This window comes from Neobacillus niacini (assembly GCF_030817695.1).
GTDB lineage: Bacteria > Bacillota > Bacilli > Bacillales > Cytobacillaceae > Neobacillus > Neobacillus niacini_F.
This window is the reverse complement of sequence record NZ_JAUSZQ010000002.1, coordinates 3,199,400-3,217,643: the sequence shown is the minus strand read 5'-3', so window position 1 is coordinate 3,217,643 and position 18,244 is coordinate 3,199,400. Positions and strand designations below refer to the sequence as shown.

Here is an 18,244-nt window from a genome sequence, read left to right as displayed (position 1 = left end):
GAGGGGATTTAATATGGAGAACGATGTTAAAAAAATTAAGATCGCCATAAATGGAGGAATAGGTTTTGGGGCTAAACTCAATTCAAAACAACTTGTGACGATTTCAAAATATATGGATGAAGATGAGGAAATTGAATTAACAACATTCCAACAACTCTATATAGAAATCCCGGAAGATAAAAAAGAAGAAATCATAGAAGAATTTCAAAGGGTTGGATTAGCCTGTTATCCAGTTGGAAATTTCGTAAAGAGCTTGAGAACCTGTAATTTTTGTAAAGGGGAAGAAGAGGAAGGAATGCTGGTGGCAAAAGAGATTAATCGCCGTATAGAAGGAAAAGCCGTACCGTTTACCTTAAAGGTTGCTTATACAGGTTGCCCTATTGGTTGCGGTGAACCCATGTTAAGTGACATAGGTATTATGAAAATTGGGGAACATTACAATTTATATGTTGGAGGAAAAGCAAAAGGGAAAGACGCTGAGGTTGGTTCCTTGCTGATGGAGAATTTTACTCCGAATGAGTTGTACGATACGGTAGAAAAGATTATTACTGTATATTCACAAATGGGTAAAAAGCGGGAGACATTCTATAAATTTTTGAAGCGAATAGGTAGAGAACAATTAATTAGTTTAATATAAATTTTGTGTTTTATAAAATTGGAGGGGATTGAATCATGTCAACAAATTCACAAACGATTGCGCAAGCCGACCCAAAGCGCTGGAAAGCACTTGCTTTGTTAGGTTTTGCGAATTTCATGGTTATGATGGATAGCGCCATTATACAGGTTGCTTTGCCAGCTATCAAAGAGACACTGGGCTATACACAACAAGATTTGCAATGGGTAATGACCGCCTTTCTTATCTTCTTCGGAGGGCTCCTGTTATTGGGAGGGAGGCTATCCGATCTGTTCGGGCACCGTCGCATCTTTATGTGGGGGTTTTCAATTTTGACCGTGGCTTCCTTGCTCGCAGGTTTAGCATGGGATGATGTAGTGCTTAACGTCGCACGAGCAGTTCAAGGAGTTGGTTCCGCATTGATTGCACCGGCTGCTCTTTCTATTGTCATGATACTGTTTTCTGCAAATCCGAAAGAACTAAGTAAAGCACTTGCTTTATGGGGACTTTCAGGTGCAGCGGGCGGTTCAATTGGTATTGTCCTCGGTGGAATCCTTACAGAGTTCTTAAGTTGGAGATGGGCGTTGTTAATCTACGTTCCTATTGGTATTATCATTTTGCTCTTGTCACCAGGACTACTGCAAAAAGGAAAGCGTCTGAGTGGACGTATTGACTATGCTGGAGCTATTTCCGTTACAGCCGCTTTAGTTCTATTGGTTTATGGTATTGCAAACGCAGAACACAGTGGTTGGGGTTCATCCTCGACTGTATGGTCATTGTCTGTTGGGGCTATGTTGTTCATCATATTTATTGTTATTCAGGCTATCAAAAAGGAGCCGCTTGTGCCACTTCGTATATTCAAGACCCGAAACTTATCTATTGGTAACATTTCGCTCGTCTTGCTATCAACCGCGTGGGTTCCAATTATTTATTTTCTTGTATTGTATTTACAACTGGTATTGAAATTTGCTCCTTTCTCGGCGGCAATGGCTTTATTGCCTGCACCAATATTCATGGCAGTATTCGTGGTTGCAGTAGCTGGAAAAACAATGGAGAAACTTGGATTGAAAATTACTATGGTTATCGGATTCCTTATACTCGGTGGTTCGGGGCTCTTGTTTTCCTTAAACACACCGGTAAATGGAGACTATTGGACTAGTGTACTATTGGCTTTGCTATTAGCTGCACTTGGGAATGCACTTGCCTATCTTCCGGCTACCACAGCAGCGGTATCAAATGTTAAAGCAGAGGAGTCAGGTCTTGCATCAGGATTATACAATACTACTTACCAGATTGGCTCAGCGGTTGGATTAGCCATCATGGTTGCCATTGCTGCAGCAACAACGGAGTCCAGAACCGCAGGAGATGCGATTGTCGCTTTAAACGAGGGCTTTCAACAAGCGTTCTTGTGGTCCGGTATAGTGGCTCTTGCAGGCGCAGTATTAGCACTATTGTTTGTCCGTTCACAAAAGCAAAGTGAAACAAATGCTCCAAAGTGATGTAATTTATCCCCATTGACTATATTTTGTATGGGAGTCTGATTGATACAAAAAAAGGTTGTTCCTTAGATGGAACAGCCTTTTACCTTTTTAAAAAGATTTATGAATTTTGGACATAAACAAATGGGTGTGTTTCTACAATAAGTGGAGACGCGTTTCCTTATTAAGGTAAAGGACAGTTTTATTGAAACTGTTTTTGTCCGACAACACATTATTACAAGGAAAAAGTTAATAATAAGCTTAAAATACAATTTAAGGAGAGTTTTATGCTGGATAAAAAAAGGTATTCAATTTAGCAGTGTTAATCATTCCGTGGCTAACTGTTCCTTTTATTAGAAAACAATCATTTTTTAGGTTTTTACCTGTAGCAAGTTTTACCAGTTTATTCTTAACTGTATTTAGTGCAATGGCTAATAAGAAAAAATGGTGGATAACTAAAAGACCCTTATTTTCAGGAATTCCTGTTGATTTTCCATACATATTAGGTCCTTATTTTGTAGGCACATTGTGGGTATTTAAACAAACTTACGGAAATTTACCCAAATACTTACTTACAAACATTGTGTTGGGTATTATTAATGTTGGTCCTTTTTTCTTTATATCACAAAAAGTAGTTGGAGTATTTAAATTTAAAAGGATGAATAATATTACGTGGTATTTTATTAGTTTGTTTACTGCAATTTTAATATATGGAGTTCAGTATAATGGAAAAATCAATTAGGGAAACAAAAAGTAAAATATAGTGGACTAAATGCCAAAAGCAACCTAAATAGGAAAGTAAGTAGCATAGGATCATATGGGGTGGAATAAACTTGTTAAAACTTGCTTAACAGATAAAGTTAAAGACTTAAGTTAATACATAGACTATATTATGTTATTATATTCTCCAACAGTAGAAGTCTTCTTTAAGAAAAGTTTGTAATGGTAATTATTTCCCCCCTTGTATTTTTTATTTTAAGGCAATATAATCAAGATAACAAAATAAAAACAAACCGGACATGTTACTGGTAATGCAGGCAGGATCCATAAAGACGATATTTTATCTAGACGATATTATATTGTTTTTACGGGTCCTGTCTTTTTTTGTTAGCTTATTATTTTGCGCAAAATGTAAGCGTATTTAAATTAGTAAAGGAGAATTTTAAATGGATTACAAAAAAATAGCAACCGACATTCTAAAATATGTTGGTGGTGAGAAAAATGTTGTTCACCTGGGACATTGTGCAACAAGATTACGTTTTACACTTGCAGACGATAGTAAGGTAAACATAGAAGAGATTAAAAGAATTCCAGGGGTTTTAGATGTAGTTAATAAAGCACAATTCCAAGTAATTATAGGAAACAATGTGATTGAAGTGTATGATGAATTGCTTAAACTTGGTAAGTTTGGACAGCAAAATAATAATAAAATCACTGCAAAAGGTAAGCAGAAAATAGGTGCTACAGTTTTAGACTTTTTAGTTAGTGTATTCCAACCTTTAATTCCTGCAATGGCGGGTGCTGGAATATTAAAATCAATGTTATTACTTTTATCGGTACTTAATCTGATAGATGAGAAGGGTCAGACCTATATTATACTAACATCTATTAGTGGTGCAGTATTTTACTTTTTACCAATATTGGTTGCTATTACTACAGCAACAAAGTTGAAGACAAATCATTTAGTTGCGGCAGCAGCTATGAGTATTCTTTTATTCCCTGATTTGACCAAACTTTTAGGTGAGGGCGCAAGCCTATTCACTATTCCAATAACAAATGTTAACTATGCATCACAGGTTTTTCCATCTATTCTAGGTGTAATTTTCTATGCTTATATGGAAAGATTTTTCACCAAGATTTCACCAAAGCCTATTCGGGTTTTCTTTATACCGATGATGTCACTGCTTTTTACAGTTCCAATGACACTGTTAGTTTTAGGACCAATTGGATTTGAGGCAGGAACATTATTAACGACTGCTATTTTGTTTGTATTTGATAAAGCTGGATGGATTGCAGTAGGTCTTCTTGCAACGATTCTTCCATTTATGATTGCTACAGGTATGCACAAAGCATTAACTCCATATGCAATAAATACAATTTCTGCTACTGGAAAGGAATTTCTTCTATTACCAGCATTATTAGCGCATAATATGGCTGAAAGTGGTGCTTCTTTTGCAGTTGCTTTACGTGCTAAGGAAACAGAACTTAAATCTATTGCATTATCTTCAGGAATTTCTGCATTATTTGGTATCTCAGAACCAGCACTTTATGGTATTACATTGCAAAGAAAACGTGTTCTATACAGTGTTGTAATATCATGTTTAATAGGCGGTTTAAGTCTTGGCTTATTCACTGTAGCAGGATCTACACCTGTAAGCCCTAGTGTTGCCAGTATTTCAATGTTTATAGATCCAAAAGACAGTAATAATATTATTTTCGCTCTTGTAGGTTTAGTGATTTCTTTTGTATCAGGCTTTATAATCACTCTAATTTCATGGAAAGAAGATAAAGAGAAAATTGAAAATACAGTTAATAAGTGTGTCAATATTGATGAGATCGTTCACATTAAACAACCAGTTCAAGGAGAAGTTATTCCTCTTACTGAGGTTAAGGATGCTGTTTTTTCAACCAAAGTCATGGGTGAAGGAATTGCAGTCATTCCTTCAGTAGGGGAACTATACGCACCGGTTGATGGGAAAATTAGAATGATATTTAATACAAACCATGCATTAGGAATGGAAACAACTAATGGAGCTGAAATATTATTCCATATAGGTATCGATACAGTTCAACTAGATGGAAAATACTTTGAATCTCTAGTAAGGGTTGGAGATGAAGTGAAGGCTGGGGATTTACTAGTAAAGTTTGATCTTAAAAAGATAGTTGAAGAAGGATTTGATCCCGTCACAATTGCGGTAGTAACTAATAAAGACAAATACTCAGTAAAAGTGGCAGAATCAAAGCATACGGGCAATAATGATGATACTTTAATGTTCGTAACCGCGTTAGGAAACTAAGTGGGAGGAAAATAGATATGGCTAAAGAATTTCCAGAGAATTTTTTATGGGGTGGGGCTACAGCAGCTAACCAATGTGAAGGTGCTTATTTGACAAATGGTAAAGGACTAAGTACAGCCGATGTGATGACAGCAGGAGTTCATGGTGTTCCTAGAGAAATTACAGATGGTGTAGTTGAAGATAAATATTATCCTAGCCATAATGCTGTTGATCATTATCGTCTTTTTAAAGAAGACATAGCATTGTTTGCTGAAATGGGATTTAAATGTTACCGTATGTCCATTGCCTGGTCAAGGATATTTCCAAATGGAGATGAAGAGGTACCGAAAGAGGAAGGCTTAAAGCATTATGATGAAGTCTTTGATACATGCCTTCAATATGGAATAGAGCCTTTAGTGACTATCTCTCATTTTGAAACACCACTAGGATTATTGAAATATGGCTCATGGGAAAACCGTGAAGTGATAGATTTTTATATACGGTATTGCGAAACGATTTTTAATAGATACAAAGGTAAAGTTAAATATTGGCTTACCTTTAATGAAATCAATGTTATGTCAACAAAGCCTTGGATGGCTGGTGGGATCAATTCTGACGATGAGCAGACAAGAATGACCGCTGCCTATCATCAATTTTTAGCTAGTGCTAAGGCTGTACAAATGGCTCATGAAATAGACCCTAATAATAAGGTTGGTATGATGTATGCCGGACACATTGCTTATCCAGCTAGCTGTGACCCGGAGGATATGCAGGCAATTGTTGATTTTATGCATAAAATGCTGTTTTATTGTGATGTTCAATGCCGAGGTTATTATCCAGCCTATAAATTAAAAGAATTTGAACGTGAAGGAATCGTTTTACCTATTCAAGACGGTGATTTACAAGAACTAATGAAAGGAAAAGTTGATTTCTTATCGTATAGTTATTATTTAACTCATGTGGTTGGAAAGGATACAAACTTAGATTTTAAAGGACTTAATGGTGTTAAAACGGGTTACAAGAATCCTTATCTTCAAACGAGTGATTGGGGATGGGCAATTGATCCGAAGGGTCTGCGTTATTCATTAAATCTTTTATATGACCGTTATCAAATACCTCTAATGATCGTTGAAAATGGTCTAGGAGCAGTTGATAAAGTTGAAGAAGATGGAAGCATCCATGATTCATATCGTATTGATTATTTAAGAGATCACCTTAGAGAAATGAAAAAGGCAATTGATATCGATGGAGTTCCTGTCATGGGTTATACCATGTGGGGACCAATGGATATCATCGCAGCTAGTACAGGTGAAATGAAAAAAAGATATGGATTCATTTATGTAGATATAGATGATAACGGAAATGGTACATTTAGACGTATTAAAAAAGACTCCTTCTATTGGTATAAAAAGGTTATTGAATCAAATGGGGAAAATTTAGAATAAAATGGCTATGTAGCTACTAGTAAGGGGTTAAATTAACTATACTGGTAGCTACATTTTTCCTTGTTGTGACTGAAAAAATGTCTTGAAAGGGAGATATAATTAACCATGGAAGCTATAAAAATAAAAAGAGAACTACCAGATGATAGTGTAAAATATGCGCAGCAACACTTAGCAAATGAAAGAACCTATCTTGCATGGATTCGGACTGCTATATCTATTGCAGGTGTTGGTTTTTTAACTACTTCGCTACACTTTACGATTAAAATTAGTTCAAATTCTAATATTAATACTTTGGCAATTTTTCTAGGTATTTTTGCTTGTGTTGTTGGTGTTATAACGGGTGTCTTGTGTACGATTCAATACACAAGGAAAAGAAGGGAAATCCAGGAGGGGCTGTTTATTCCGTCTAATCATTCTATAATATTTGTTTCTATTTTATTTTCGCTTCTTATTTTTTTGATTTTTATGTATCTTTCTTTCTTATTATTTAATTCATAAACTAGGTAAGAGGTTCCCTGTGTAATTTTTATTAACAGACAGGTTTGTTGGAAAAGATTTAGATTAGAATGGACCCTTAAGAGAAAGGTGATTAGGATGATAAAAATCAAAAAAGTGCTTAATTCTAGCGTTGTTTTAGTAGAAGATAAACAAAAAAAAGAATTCATTCTTATTGGTAAAGGAATTGGCTACGGTCAAAAAACTGGTAATATCATTGAGGAGCACCAAGTTGATCAAATGTTTATACCTATAGAAAATATAAAAGTTAAAGAGTTTCTAGGATTATTGGATGCTATTCCTCCTATATTTGTAGAACTCACCCAGCAAATCGTAACTTATGCTGAAGAGAAACTTAATACTAAACTCAATACAGGTATATATTTTACCTTAATGGACCATTTAAATTTCGCCGTAGAAAGATATAAAAAAAATATCAACATCACCAACCGAGTATATTGGGAAATTAAAAATTATTATTCCGAAGAATTTAAAATTGGCGAATTCGCTCTAAAGCAAATGAACGAAAAACTCCAAATTGATTTACCAATTGAAGAAGCCGCAAATATCGCATTCCATATAATTAACGCTCATGGGGAACAAAAAGAATCATCAAAGGATGGTATGAGATATGCTAAAATGATTGGAAGTATTGTCAACTTGGTCCGATATACTTTCAATATCAACATGGATAATGAAAACATACATTATACCCGGTTTATAACCCATGTAAAATTTTTTGTAGAACGTTTTTACTCAGATAAGATGATAGATGATAAAGATAATCTATTATTCGAGCAGATAGCTAACCTGTATCCACAGGCTATGTCTGGTGCTTTTAAAATTAAAGAATATATAGAACAAGTTAATGGAAAAACAATCCCGAAAGAGGAATTAGCCTATCTTGCAGTGCATATACACAGATTAATGACTTATAATCAGCTTGGTTAGAATATTAAGAGAAATATATAAAAAAAAGATTTGGCATACCAAAAACAAAAACTTGAAGTTGAGGTTCAAATAATCCAAAAGCAAATGAAAATAACAGCTAAAAAAGCATGGTAATTCACTTAGAATTTTCATGCTTTTTTTATAAAGAGGTGGATAGCTGCATTCTAATGTGGTTATAAAAAAATTTGAAGGGAGTTTTTTTCAAGATTAAAAAAAGTTTGTGAAATATTGTACCTAAACAAACGGTTACGGTTGTTGAATAAGTGTTTCTGGCAATTAACTGATGTATGTTTTGGCAGTATGTTTATTAATCTTTTTGAATCATTACTTAAGGGTAAACCTGTATAAACACTAATATTTATTCATCTATGTGAAGCGCTGCTTACTGCACTAACGAAGCAGATTAGTGGAAGAAGAGTTGCTTTACCTCCCTCTTTTATTTGACCCTGATACTGGACAGTTTGTTTAAATAATTCTACCATGGAAGAAAAGGAGAGAAGAATTATGGAGATAACACCAGTAGTATTAATAGGGGATAGAGTAAAGATACAACCTATGGAAGTTTATCACATACAGGAATTATTTGATGCGGGAAACAATCCAGATATATGGGCACACATGCCGATGAAGGTTCAATCGATTGAAGATATGAAGCACCTTGTGAATGGAGCGCTTCAAGCGAGAGAGCAAGGAAGTGAATTTCCTTTTGTTATCTTCGATAAGGATTCGGGGAAAATTGTGGGAAGCACTCGTTTTCTTAATATATCGATACCAAACCGTAACTTAGAAATTGGTTGGACATGGCTGGCTCCAACTGTTTGGCGAACTAGAATAAATACAGAATGTAAGTATCTTCTTTTGAAACACTGCTTTGAGACACTTGGGACAATTCGAGTTCAGTTGAAAACAGATGGTCGAAATGTGCGGTCTCAGCAGGCAATTGAACGGGTGGGTGCGATAAAAGAAGGGGTGCTTCGGAATCATATGGTTATGCCTGACGGTTATTTAAGAGACTCTGTGTTTTACAGTGTAATTGACAAAGAATGGGTGCTAGTGAAGAATAAATTGGAGAGTATGCTACGATAATCGCGTATTATTAAAGTGTTGATTATTAAACTAATGGGGCAAGAGTGGAACAAGAGTTGCTGGTGACAGCAACTCTATTCTTGTTAAAGTAAAAAGGCAGATTCGTTGAATAAAGGCAGAGTAACAAAAAGTAGGGAACCCTTACCTTTTGTCTATCTTGGCAAGTTCATCTCGGTCAGCCTTTATAGGAGTCTACAACTCACCTTAAACTTAATACAATAGCTGTTTGCCATTCCAACTCCATTAGTGACTTGAACACGAAATATCATGGGTTTGTCTGAGAAAGGGGTATGGGGTGGAATTGGTTACCTCTATACCCCACCATGTTATAGATGCAGGTACTGTAACACTATCATTATATCCACATGCTCCAAAAATATGGTTACTCAGTAACTTTAAGAGGAAACGGCGAGACATCCCAAGATTCAATTTCAAAGTCTCTCACCCCATTAACGATATAAGGGTCTTTCGCAATCAATGCTTGCGTTTCTTCATAAGACTCTGTTCTAAACAAAAGATACCCTCCAACCTTACCTATAAACAATCCTGCCGTCAGTAATGTTCCTTCATCATATAGTTTTTTTAAATAATCAACATGAATAGGCTTTAAATGTGCCCCTTTATCATTCCCTTTTAAAGTATATTTTACTAAGTATAACAACATATTTAATCTTCCTCTCTAAAAGTATCTTTTTATAAAAAAACGAAATATTATGAATATTATTTTTTTCTATCATACAGGAATTAAGACATGCCCGCAATTGTAAATTCAAAAATTTGGAAAGAAATGTCGTTTTATAGTGGTAATTTTTTTTAATCATAACTCCTGCTCTTTCTCCTTTGAGAATATACATATCATATGGGGGGATTTAATGGAACTACGAGGGAAACTCAGTTTAAGTGTTGGTTGGATAACTTTATTTCTTATGGGTATTGACTTATTTGTAGTGTCTCCGTTACTACCGTTCATTTCGGAAGCCTATAATGTTAGTTCAGCGATGACTGGATGGATGGTAACTGTTTTTGGGGTTACATATGCTTTTTTCGCTCCTTTCTTTGGGTGGCTTTCAGATAAAAATGGACGGAGAACATTTATTACATTTGGCTTATTGTTGTTCGTTATTTCTAACATATTAACTGCTTTTGCCCCTTCATTTTTTTTGTTAATTGTTAGTCGTATTTTAGCTGGTTTGTCCGTTGCTTCAATTACCCCTTTGATATACGCAATCATTGGAGATACTGCGCCACCAAATCGGAGAGGGACATGGCTTTCAATTGTTGTTTCAGGGCACTTAACAGCTCTTTGGGCGGGAGCGCCATTCGGTACGTTACTAGAGCATTTTCTTGGTTGGCGTTCAGTATTTGTTGTAATGGCTATTATAGGGGGTATATTGGCGGTAGTAAATTTCAAAACATGGAAAAATGTTCCTAAAAGCGATATAACAAGGAATCTATTAGAAGGAAATCTGCTAAGAATACTTGGTTCGGTAAGTGTTACAACCACTTGGGCGATTTCAATGTATGCTCTTTATGTTTACTTAGGTGCGGCTCTTTATTCTGAAAATAGATTCTCATCATCAGAAATCGCATTAGCTATTACCTTTTATGGTATCGGTGCTGTTTTAGGAAGTCTTATAAGTGGACAATTAACAGATAGATTTGGAGAAAGGAAGATTTCGAAAGTAACGCTCATTTTCTTGACTTTAATATTCATTTGTTTAGGTATATTCTTCTCATCTGGTGCTTGGATTTATTTCTTCTTGTTCATATGGGCTTTGGTTGGGTATGCAGGATTTACATCATACCAAGCAAGATTAGCGGTCGAATATTCAAACGAACGTGGAATTGTTATGGCGTGGAATAATACGGCTTTGTATATTGGTATTACTATCGGTTCAATGATTGGTGGTTTTGTTGTTTCTAATTGGGGATACACTTTCCTTCCGTATGTTTGTAGCATTGCAGCAATTCTTAGTTTTGTCCTTAGTACCCAGAAAGTCCAAGAAACAAAAAAGGAATCAGCTTTTTCAGATACATGACCTCAGTAATGAAGCTTTTTGTTGAACTGGGTGCTTTTGTTCAATATCCCAAATTATTAATAAGACGAAAATATGCAAGTTTTTATTCATTTCTAGCATATTTTCGGCTTTTTTACATTCAAAAAACATTCTGCCATAAACAGCATTTTTTAATTGCCAAATACAGCTAATTAGCAACTCAGTTAACACATCAATTAGCCACCCAGTCTGTTGGACAACAGACAGTGTTGAAAATAGATGTTATTTCATATGATAATTTCTGTGTGAATGATACCTCCATTCAAAAAACAAAGTATTTTACCTAAAATAATAAATGGCTGCTAAAAATGTTGATGTAAAAAATAGTGTTGATATACTTTCGCAACAAACTGTTAAGGTTTTCTGATACTTTCTCGATAATAAAGGATAATACCCCCTTCTATAAAAACTTATTTATAATAGGAATGAGAATGGGATATATTTCAGTTGTGGTGGGTGATGATTTTTCAAAAACTTTTGGATTAGTTATAATATATTTCTGTTAACAGTGATTATTATTTTATCCGCAACAGATTATATTGTGAATTTCAATAATTCATTAGAAAAGACTGTGCCATTATTTATGGGACTTGTTTCTTGGATATATGTAATCAATTGCATAATTATTATGCCTATTTGGTTTATAACGCTTTTCTTTAAAAGGAATTAAATGGATAAAATGTATTTTTTTATAGGATTAGTATTATTTATATTGTTCGTTATTATAGGTGTTTTTCCGTTAGCGAACCTATTCGGTTATGCTACCTTTTAGGTAATGCTAGAAATGAACATTAGCAGAAAAAAACATTCATCGACGGTCTTCTTTGAACAAAAATCAACAATGGAATTTAACAGAGCAAAAAACAAAAGCAGTTTGACACCAATTCAACTGCTTTTTCTATTGCAAATTTATTGTCAAATATATGCGGTTTACTATGTGAATTCGGCTACGAATTGGCGTTTTGCACCTCCCAACCGAACCTTATACCATTTATGTAGCATTTAATTGCTAAATACAGTTTAATTGTATATCAGCTCATGTTATAATGGAGAACTTGGATAATAATGATTTTTACTCGGAATTGTCGGAAGCCAAAAAGAGCCTCCGCTAGGATAAAATATGGAGGTGTCAGAGAATGAATAAGCGATGGACGATTGGTAAAATTAAAGAATTTGTTGAGAACAACTCTGAAAGTAAGTTGCTAACGACAGAATATCAAGGTTTTTCTCAAAAATTACAATTTAAATGCGCGTGTGGCAGCAACTTTGAAAAAACTTTTACCAAATTCAAAAATAATAATCAACGGAAATGTGACGTATGCGAACCGCCAAAAGCTTCACGTTAAACGTTATTACAACTTTATTGTTTATGAGGTCAAAGAAAAATTTAATATAGATTATTAACAGATTAGGACTTCTTTTGGAGGTCCTATTTTTTTGTGGTTTTGAACATTATATTTCTTACTGTAATCAGAACCAGAAGGTAAAAAGAAGAACCAGTTTCGAATTTCTGAGTCCTCTGAATAAAGTGATAAATTAAGCACAAAATGAAAAGGGAAATAAATACCGTAATATAAATAAGATAAATGTAGGAGTGGTAGTATGGATAAAAACAAAGAGAAAACACCAAATGTCTCAGGAAGTTTTCAAGTGATTGAAGATAACCGAAAAGAAACGATTGAGGAATTGAGAAAAGACAACAAATTAGACGAAGAAACGGAATACTACGCACGAATTTTTATGGAAGATTAGGCGTTTATGTCAACAATGTATACCAGCAAAATGGACCAGTTTTCTTTTTTGAAAAGGTGAAACGAAATAACTTTGTTTAATTTAAAAAGACCTGGGATTCATTCCAGGTCTGTGTCATTGAATTGGTCTAAGTAGCAAAAAGCCCATAAACATATCAATCAGACGGTTTGGTCTGTTTGATCCAACAAGTTGGCTAAAATAGCCGAATTTTCCTGATCGGCATCAAATTGGACAACATCGTCATAGTCAAATAAGTGGAAACTGCCTGGAAATTGTTCGGTCATATAGTGGATAAAGGCTTGCGGGTCTTGTTTCCCGCCACGCCGAAACTCCATCATAATTGAACGAAACTTATGCGGCGGTAAATCTGTTTTGATGTGGTAGGACTTTGAAAATCCCAATTGGTCGGAACTATATAAGTTATATGTGTAGGACAAACCGATCTCCCTTTCTTTTATCTTTTCCTGTTTTATTTTTCCTATTAACCAAAGTGTTATGCCCTGAGCTCCCAATGTTGTAACAAAATAGTCATCGGCTAGGATTGAAATTCATACGTTTTCGATAGAACTTTCTGTTCCGCTAACAGGTTAGTGCGAGAAAATAAAAAGATGTATGAAAACAAATGGAGGAAATGACATGAAGGAAAGAAATAAAACCGACTCCACTAGCAATACTGTTTCGAAGGTCGACTTGTAATTTACTGTTTCCGTTTCTTTATGTTTTGGTAACCGGCGGATAGATTGACAGAAGGGAGGCCGTACTCTGCAAAAACCATCGCGTCACTAACACCATCCGCCGGCTGTCACGAGACCTTCCTTACTGAGGACATATTATTTAAGCGATATACATCTTACATCCAGAAACACGGAGGCAGATAGTAGCTATTAAGCTGGCAGATGCGTTTTCGACTTGTATTCTTTGTAGAGTAGAGGATTTTTTACCTGGTTTTCAGTAGCGATGCCTTATTCTTAAATTTACCGCTTTTATATTCCACAGGATTAATCCAAGAGATGAGGGACCCAGAGAGTTTTTTTCAATTGGACATTATAAAATTGAATTATTGCAAATTAACATGTTAAGCTGAAAATGCATTAATTGTCTTAGCCAAAAGGTTTTTTCTGTATTATTAAAAGAAAAGAGGTCATTCAGAATTCAAATGAAACAAGAATTTCAAATGGCCTCTTTAAAAAGCAAGTTCTTAAATATTAGTTGGAAACGTCGCCACAAAATTTGACTAAGAAGACTTCGGTTTAAATGTTCTACAGGCCGTATCCCCTGAATGATTGGCCTCTTCCTTACGGCTTCTAATGTCAAATTCTTGAGAAAATTCGGTATCATACTTTGATTGATAATCCATGTCCACTGTTATTTGACTTGCTCCACATATATTGCCTTCTGCATGAAAGGTACAATTGGATACGGTACAGTTAACTTCTACGTTTGGCATCATAATCCCTCCGTTAAATGTTTAATAAAAAAATGGTTCAAGATTTCCATCAGAATAGATTTCTCCAATCATCAAAATACTCATCTTACTCTATTTACTTAAAGGACGATAACGGATCCATCTTCTTTAACTTCAATATTTTGACCATCTTGGACATAGTCTAAGAATTCATCGCCAAGTTGATCAATCGCGATTATTTTTTTATTATTCCATACATCAGCAAGGATGATTCCTGCCGCTGTAATGGAATCTACATGATTTGAATAAAGCATAGCAGCAGGACCGATTCCTCTATCTGCTGTACATTGAAGAATCATGCCCCGGTAGTAGGGGAGGCAGATGGTTTTCCCACCGAGATCTTTTTGATAAAGATCCTTATTAGTTTGGTCATTACAGAAGGAGCTTTTTGTTGCTAAACCTCTAAAAATAAATGGCCAATATTATAGGAGAGAGGGATGAAAGAGGAATTGGAAGAGTTATTGAGCATTTTCCTTTCAAAAGAATGTACGGTGATGGGTATACTAGTATTAACAAGAAGATTGAAGTTTCGTATGTTCCAGGAAGGAGATTATCATGGATTTAGGTTTAAAAGGAAAAGTCGCATTAATCACCGGGTCGAGCAGGGGAATTGGATTAGAAACGGCTCTTTATTTGGTAAAAGAAGGAGCAGAAGTCACAATTTGTGCCAGAAATGAGGATCGCTTAAAAGAAGCAGCTGCCTATATTTTTGAACAAACAGAAAAAGAAGTATTATATATTGTCACCGATGTTACACAGGACGATCAATGTAAAAAAGCAGTTGAGGCGACCATAGAAAAATATGGACGTTTAGATATTTTAGTCAACAATGCTGGTACATCCCAAGCGCACAGGTTTGAAAATGTAGAAACCGAACTTTGGCAACAAGATCTAGATTTAAAATTATTTGGTGCGATTCATTGTTCCCGTTACGCTGTCCCGTATATGCGCCAAGCGGGAAAAGGGGCGATTGTCAATGTGACAGCGATTATTGGCAAAACTCCCCCTGCTTCTTCACTGCCTACTTCCGTCAGCAGAGCGGCGGGGATGGCTCTTACAAAAGCAATGAGCAAGGACCTTGGTCCAGACAATATTCGAGTCAACACCGTTTGCATTGGCTTAATACGGAGCGAACAAATCGAAAAAATGTGGAAGAAACAAGCACCAGAACTTTCATGGGAAGAATTCTCCCAGAATGACCGTCAAATTCCACTTGGACGCATCGGAAATACGGAGGAAGCAGCGAAAGTGATTACATTCCTTGTCTCAGATGCAGCCTCTTATGTTACAGGTACCTCTGTGAATATTGATGGCGGTTTAGCGGGAACTTTATAATCGTCAGAATACAAATATAAAATGCTATGATACACTAGAGAAAGTTAAAAAAGTGTCTCTTTTTCAATACATACCATTTTTATCATTATGTAAAGAAAGGCTACTACCTAAGTTGGCTCTGTAAGTGTAATGGGTGCACTATTTGGAACGATAGGGAATCCCCATACCGCCGTAGCACCCCTTATGTCTTCAGTAAAGCGGTCATTTCCATTTCGAGTTGTCTCTGCTCCAGGTAAATACTAAGCTTGAACACCAATAAAATCAAAAAACCTGGGGATTGTTCGGTTGGTACTTGACTTGCTTCTATTGGGAAACCAACTACATCATTATTTAATGGTGGTCTAATACCCACTTAACCTCCTCCTTTTATCTTGTCATATATACTAGAAGAAGAGATTAAGAAACAATGGTTCTCATTTAATGGAATCTTGTCGGTCTATATGATTGGATTGTTGGAACTAGAAAGATATATTCCTTTATTGGTTCGCTTATTGGACCACGATGATGACGGTTTGTTAGAAGAACTGTCTGTAACGTTAATCAGTTTCCAATCAGATGAAGTGGTAAGGGAAGTAGCTCCTTATCTTAGGAAAGATAATTCGATCATTTACGCCGCTTCCATTGTTGAAAACATTAAATCAGACTTCTCGGTCCAGGTTCTAAGAGAAGCATACCGTGCTGCAAAACAACTGAATGATCAAGATATTCTAATCGAAGCACTTTGTCACCAGCTTTCGGAAGAAGCTCTTCCTGAAATTAACGCACATATGAAGCTAGATTACACCTCTGGCCTTGTGGATATTGAACAGACCGTCTATAGCTACTTTTCAATTCTGGGGTTAGATCATCGTGAACTAGCTCACTGGAGACAAGTCGCACTGGAAAGAGAATTGGACTTTAGACAGAAGGGGAGTGATCTCCCACTTGCTCCGGTAGGTAACGATAATAAAGTCGGCCGAAATGATCCATGCCTTTGCGGTAGCGGCAAAAAATATAAAAAATGCTGCGGGAAATAAAATGTATTAATCCAATTTTCATTGGTTTTGCTATACGAGAATAAAGATGTTTAGGGCTTCTTCAGGAGGTCTTTTTATTAGAGTCCTAGTGAATATCATTACATGGTAATACTGTTTATAGCTTTATCTAACGGACAGGGAAATGGTTTTACTAAACCACCTCTATTTTTAAGCTTGATAATGGATGGTTCTGTAATTATTGACACGATAACGGGGAGTTTAATGGTACAAGAGATTGTTTACAAGTGACTTTTTTATGTGTCTGCCTAGATTAGCCGCCAAATCCTACATTGTCATAAACAAAAAGAGTAACTCTTTGGCTTGTTACCACTTTAGTTCAAAAGGTTTGGCGAATAGAGCCGTCCCCATGGTCGTTCACATCGACAATTCTCAACATAAATCTGCTATAATAATAAGTGAAAAAAAAGGTGGTGAGAAAAAGTGGAAAAAACACTCAATTTGATTTTGGCTGAACAAAAAAGACAAGGTGATTTATTGCATCAATTAATTAATGCTGTTGCAGCAACAAATGTAAAACTTACCGAAATGGACGGAAGAGTGGCTATAATTGAAAAAAAACTAGATTCCGTTTTCGATGAGGTTAAAGAAATAAAGGCGAAAATGGCAACAAAACATGACCTCGAATACTATGATCAAATGATTTCAGAGCATTCTAGGGAAATTTATAAGCTAAAAAACCATTAAACCTCTCCAATGGAACTCCTCGATAATATACTTAATTCAACCTGAGTATTTCATAACTTCTTTGAATAAATAAGCTAACAAGGTATGGTTTCTTTGTTCATCCTACACTAATACTAAAGAGAAAATGGCAGCATCCGATTATTAAGTGCAACAGGCACCATCTATAAACTTGGAAGGTGCCTGGCACTTTTTTGAAATCCTGAAGAGTTAAAATTTATTTAATCAATTCATATAAAAAGAAGCAGGGGGTCTTAACGGGTTCCGTTTCCTATCGCATACATTAAAAATGTAACGTAAAATGAGTGCCAAATTGTATATGAATTTGGCACTAGTTTTTTATTGAATTTAGATGCTTATAGTTATAAAGTTGTCCAAACGCTATAGGGGGAATCTGCGCAAGTTTTTGCTGTATCAAATGACAGAAGAAAGATTGTTTTAGGGGCAAATGTTCTTAATAGGCCATTTCTTTTATTGTGAAAACAGATACAAAACACAGTACAAATTGGGTTACATTTTCGCCTGCATTTTCAAGTTTTGCGATAGGGAACGGAACCCGTTAGGGGGATCTTGCTCCTTTTATGGATATAGTAGTTGATTGGAAATAGTCCAAATCTCACATCTATGGAGTAAGAAAATGACTGGATACACAAGTTTTCAACTAGAAAAAACCCATGAAATTATCGGTAAACAACCTTTTCCACATCAACTAGAAGCCTTTAAATAAAGTGCCTGTCACTAGTCGAATGTGACAATTTCGACTAGTGACAGGCACTTTTTCTTAAGGAATTAATTTACCTTGGTTTCATATATCTAATTTATAAAATAGTCATGTAGTTCAATATTCTCCCTT

At 35.5% G+C, this 18,244-nt stretch carries 20 protein-coding genes; 15 read left to right on the top strand and 5 right to left on the bottom strand.

Annotated features, from left to right (window positions below; genetic code table 11):
• Positions 1 to 13: 13 nt before the first annotated feature.
• From QFZ28_RS16380 to QFZ28_RS16345, 8 genes are all read left to right on the top strand, one after another.
• Positions 14 to 637, top strand: coding sequence for a nitrite reductase (locus tag QFZ28_RS16380; RefSeq protein ID WP_307195626.1), 624 nt, complete (start codon positions 14 to 16; stop codon positions 635 to 637).
• Positions 638 to 672: 35 nt separating this feature from the next.
• Positions 673 to 2,112, top strand: coding sequence for a DHA2 family efflux MFS transporter permease subunit (locus QFZ28_RS16375; protein ID WP_307195625.1), 1,440 nt, complete (start codon positions 673 to 675; stop codon positions 2,110 to 2,112).
• Positions 2,113 to 2,410: 298 nt separating this feature from the next.
• On the top strand, positions 2,411 to 2,833 hold the full coding sequence (locus QFZ28_RS16370) for a hypothetical protein (protein WP_307195624.1): 423 nt from the start codon (positions 2,411 to 2,413) through the stop codon (positions 2,831 to 2,833).
• A 424-nt stretch (positions 2,834 to 3,257) separates the two neighbouring features.
• Complete coding sequence (locus tag QFZ28_RS16365; protein WP_307195623.1) at positions 3,258 to 5,108, top strand: beta-glucoside-specific PTS transporter subunit IIABC; 1,851 nt, start codon at positions 3,258 to 3,260, stop codon at positions 5,106 to 5,108.
• Between the two features lie 17 nt (positions 5,109 to 5,125).
• Entirely contained in the window at positions 5,126 to 6,532 is a 1,407-nt protein-coding gene (locus QFZ28_RS16360) for a glycoside hydrolase family 1 protein (RefSeq protein ID WP_307195622.1), read from the top strand.
• A gap of 105 nt (positions 6,533 to 6,637) precedes the next feature.
• The gene (locus QFZ28_RS16355) at positions 6,638 to 7,030 is read left to right on the top strand and encodes a YidH family protein (RefSeq protein ID WP_307195621.1); all 393 of its coding nucleotides are present in this window, start codon (positions 6,638 to 6,640) and stop codon (positions 7,028 to 7,030) included.
• Positions 7,031 to 7,126: 96 nt separating this feature from the next.
• Positions 7,127 to 7,978, top strand: a complete 852-nt coding sequence (locus QFZ28_RS16350) for a PRD domain-containing protein (RefSeq protein ID WP_307195620.1) — start codon at positions 7,127 to 7,129, stop codon at positions 7,976 to 7,978.
• Positions 7,979 to 8,482: 504 nt separating this feature from the next.
• Positions 8,483 to 9,064: a GNAT family N-acetyltransferase gene (locus QFZ28_RS16345; RefSeq protein WP_307195619.1), complete on the top strand. Its 582-nt coding sequence runs from the start codon at positions 8,483 to 8,485 to the stop codon at positions 9,062 to 9,064.
• A 382-nt stretch (positions 9,065 to 9,446) separates the two neighbouring features.
• On the opposite strand, the gene QFZ28_RS16340 is transcribed toward QFZ28_RS16345, so the two are convergent.
• The gene (locus QFZ28_RS16340; protein WP_307195618.1) at positions 9,447 to 9,728 is read right to left on the bottom strand and encodes a YciI family protein; all 282 of its coding nucleotides are present in this window, start codon (positions 9,726 to 9,728) and stop codon (positions 9,447 to 9,449) included.
• Between the two features lie 262 nt (positions 9,729 to 9,990).
• Between QFZ28_RS16340 and QFZ28_RS16335 the strand changes: the two genes are divergently transcribed.
• The 3 genes from QFZ28_RS16335 to QFZ28_RS16325 all read left to right on the top strand — a co-directional run bounded on the left by QFZ28_RS16335 (position 9,991) and on the right by QFZ28_RS16325 (position 12,873).
• Positions 9,991 to 11,103: an MFS transporter gene (locus QFZ28_RS16335; RefSeq protein ID WP_307195617.1), complete on the top strand. Its 1,113-nt coding sequence runs from the start codon at positions 9,991 to 9,993 to the stop codon at positions 11,101 to 11,103.
• 1,154 nt (positions 11,104 to 12,257) lie between these two features.
• On the top strand, positions 12,258 to 12,467 hold the full coding sequence (locus tag QFZ28_RS16330) for a hypothetical protein (protein ID WP_307195616.1): 210 nt from the start codon (positions 12,258 to 12,260) through the stop codon (positions 12,465 to 12,467).
• Positions 12,468 to 12,723: 256 nt separating this feature from the next.
• The gene (locus tag QFZ28_RS16325; protein WP_307195615.1) at positions 12,724 to 12,873 is read left to right on the top strand and encodes a hypothetical protein; all 150 of its coding nucleotides are present in this window, start codon (positions 12,724 to 12,726) and stop codon (positions 12,871 to 12,873) included.
• 158 nt (positions 12,874 to 13,031) lie between these two features.
• Here QFZ28_RS16325 and QFZ28_RS16320 read toward each other — a convergent pair whose 3' ends face one another.
• The 3 genes from QFZ28_RS16320 to QFZ28_RS16310 all read right to left on the bottom strand — a co-directional run bounded on the left by QFZ28_RS16320 (position 13,032) and on the right by QFZ28_RS16310 (position 14,637).
• Complete coding sequence (locus tag QFZ28_RS16320; RefSeq protein WP_307195614.1) at positions 13,032 to 13,310, bottom strand: hypothetical protein; 279 nt, start codon at positions 13,308 to 13,310, stop codon at positions 13,032 to 13,034.
• Between the two features lie 797 nt (positions 13,311 to 14,107).
• On the bottom strand, positions 14,108 to 14,320 hold the full coding sequence (locus tag QFZ28_RS16315) for a DUF1540 domain-containing protein (RefSeq protein ID WP_307195613.1): 213 nt from the start codon (positions 14,318 to 14,320) through the stop codon (positions 14,108 to 14,110).
• A 98-nt stretch (positions 14,321 to 14,418) separates the two neighbouring features.
• Positions 14,419 to 14,637: a hypothetical protein gene (locus QFZ28_RS16310; RefSeq protein ID WP_307195612.1), complete on the bottom strand. Its 219-nt coding sequence runs from the start codon at positions 14,635 to 14,637 to the stop codon at positions 14,419 to 14,421.
• 113 nt (positions 14,638 to 14,750) lie between these two features.
• On the opposite strand from QFZ28_RS16310, the gene QFZ28_RS16305 reads away from it, so the two are divergent.
• Both QFZ28_RS16305 and QFZ28_RS16300 read left to right on the top strand, forming a co-directional pair.
• Positions 14,751 to 14,903, top strand: a complete 153-nt coding sequence (locus tag QFZ28_RS16305; RefSeq protein ID WP_307195611.1) for a hypothetical protein — start codon at positions 14,751 to 14,753, stop codon at positions 14,901 to 14,903.
• Positions 14,894 to 15,673, top strand: coding sequence for an SDR family NAD(P)-dependent oxidoreductase (locus QFZ28_RS16300; RefSeq protein ID WP_307195610.1), 780 nt, complete (start codon positions 14,894 to 14,896; stop codon positions 15,671 to 15,673). The genes QFZ28_RS16305 and QFZ28_RS16300 overlap by 10 nt, the downstream gene beginning before the upstream one ends.
• A gap of 181 nt (positions 15,674 to 15,854) precedes the next feature.
• Here the strand turns inward: QFZ28_RS16300 and QFZ28_RS16295 are convergent, their stop codons facing one another.
• A complete protein-coding gene (locus tag QFZ28_RS16295; RefSeq protein ID WP_307195609.1) occupies positions 15,855 to 16,025 on the bottom strand; it encodes a hypothetical protein in 171 nt (56 codons plus the stop codon).
• Between the two features lie 19 nt (positions 16,026 to 16,044).
• Between QFZ28_RS16295 and QFZ28_RS16290 the strand changes: the two genes are divergently transcribed.
• On the top strand, positions 16,045 to 16,689 hold the full coding sequence (locus QFZ28_RS16290) for an SEC-C metal-binding domain-containing protein (RefSeq protein ID WP_307195608.1): 645 nt from the start codon (positions 16,045 to 16,047) through the stop codon (positions 16,687 to 16,689).
• A gap of 441 nt (positions 16,690 to 17,130) precedes the next feature.
• On the top strand, positions 17,131 to 17,394 hold the full coding sequence (locus tag QFZ28_RS16285; RefSeq protein WP_307195607.1) for a hypothetical protein: 264 nt from the start codon (positions 17,131 to 17,133) through the stop codon (positions 17,392 to 17,394).
• Positions 17,395 to 18,244: the final 850 nt, after the last annotated feature.